The organism is Bradyrhizobium sp. P5_C11_2 (assembly GCF_054049755.1).
This window is the reverse complement of the sequence record NZ_JBFULT010000915.1, coordinates 1-1,765: the sequence shown is the minus strand read 5'-3', so window position 1 is coordinate 1,765 and position 1,765 is coordinate 1. Positions and strand designations below refer to the sequence as shown.

At 63.1% G+C, this 1,765-nt stretch carries 3 protein-coding genes; all 3 read right to left on the bottom strand.

Annotation, left to right across the window (positions count from 1 at the left end):
- On the bottom strand, nt 1–351 hold a 351-nt coding region (locus ACXJL8_RS40235; protein ID WP_456686948.1), incomplete at its 3' end, for a hypothetical protein.
- 9 nt (nt 352–360) lie between these two features.
- Complete coding sequence (locus ACXJL8_RS40230; RefSeq protein WP_456686947.1) at nt 361–714, bottom strand: hypothetical protein; 354 nt, start codon at nt 712–714, stop codon at nt 361–363.
- 435 nt (nt 715–1,149) lie between these two features.
- Nucleotides 1,150–1,765 (bottom strand): HNH endonuclease (locus ACXJL8_RS40225; protein ID WP_456686946.1); only part of this gene is annotated, 616 nt, incomplete at its 5' end.

Below are 1,765 nucleotides of genomic sequence, written 5' to 3'. Positions count from 1 at the left end.
GATGCCCTGGAGCGTAAAGACCAGATCGAAGCCGCAGGCCGGTTCCCTCATGCCGCGGATAGCCGTCGGGCAGTTCTCATCCAGGTAACCACTCGGAATGCCAGAGATGCTCCGTGCGGATACGACGGCCGCCCGCCTCGGCGTTAACTTGACGCAACGGTACTCATCCGCACTGAAGCGGAAGCAACCCATACCACCCATCACCCTGATACGATCGCCGACCTTAACTTCATCGGCGTTTAGTTGCGGCAGGCTGACGGCTTCGAAGTTTTTGACGCCCTCGTTCGCCTTGCAGCCTATCGGGCTAAGAACGAGGGTGCCCACGAATAGAAATGATCTGAGGTTCGTCATCTTCGTTGCTTACCGCTTGGTCGAGGGCTTCAGCTCGATATGGTCGGCGCCGTAGAATTGTGTTGTCTCCATGTGGTCGATCCCCCGCTCCGTGATCTTGAACACGAGGTCGAAGCCGCACTCCCGGTTGCGGAAGCCTCGGATGAACGTCGGGCAGTAGCGATCCATGTAGCCTTCGGGAACGCCGGAGATCGTCGGGGCGATGACTACCGCGGCCTTGTCGAGCACCTGCCTGACGCAGCGATACTCATTCTCGCTGAAGCGGAAGCATCCCATCCCGTTCGTGATCCGGAGCCGGTCGCCGACCTTGTATCGGCGGGCGAGCGTGCGATCGGCCAGATGGTTACTATCCACCCGACGCACGGGGATCTCCGGCTCTGACGGCTCCTCCCGCGTCGCGACCTTTGGCTCCGAAGGCTCTTCTCGCGTCGCAACTTTAGGCTCGGCCTCCAGCGCGGGTCGGGGGGGGCGATGACGCAGGTGTCGCGACGGATGCGACCGACTTGTCGGGATACTGGCTGTTGCACCAGTCGACCCGGCTCGGATACGCGGTGACACACCACTGCCGTAAATCTTCTGCAGACGCGACTTCAGTGCAGCTCAAAGCAAATACGCCACACWAGAGCGCCATCCTAAATTTCATCTTATCCTATCCGTTTCCTATTCTTCGGCTTTCTGCCAATTTCTACGCTATGAGATTGAGGTATGTTTTCAATGAACCGCGTGTTCGTTCGTGTGGAAATCTCGAAAATTCTGGCACGCCTCAGCGCGCCCACAGACACGATCTTCGACGAGCGCCTAGACGGCGGCGCACGTGATCCCGGTGGCCGGGCCCGGCATGCCAACATGCCGCCACGTGGCGCCGCCGAGAGCTTTGGCTGCCACGCCCCGGCTCACTCCGGTCTGCCGGGCGAACTCAGCCGGTGAGATGCCAGCCTCCCGCCCCTTGAGCACGATGGCCTCGGTGAGCTTTGCGCCGGGGTGCGCCGAGCCGCGGGAGTTGCGGCCCTTCGAGACGCAGTCCTGCGCGTTGGTGAGCGCGGTGCCGAGAAACAGGTGTCCTTCGTGGACGCAGGAGGGCCGGTCGCACCGATGGAGAACGAAGAGGCCGCGCGGGATCCGGCCATGCGCTCGCGCGAAGGCGTAGCGGTGCGCGTAGACCCGTCGGCCGCCGATGCGGATTTGCCCGTAGCCTGCGGCCGTGTGGGTGCCGGTCCAGTCGAGGCAGCCGGTCTCAGGGTTGTCGGCGAGGTACTCCTCGAAGACCTCATCGAGTACTGGTGCGCGGGCAGCCTGGCGCCCGACGGCGGCGCAGGAGCGCGAGCAGTAGACCCGGCGGCGCCAGTTCTCCGGTGACATGGGGTTGCGATCCACACGCGCAAACGAGCGCGAGCAGGTCGGACAGACCTTCGTC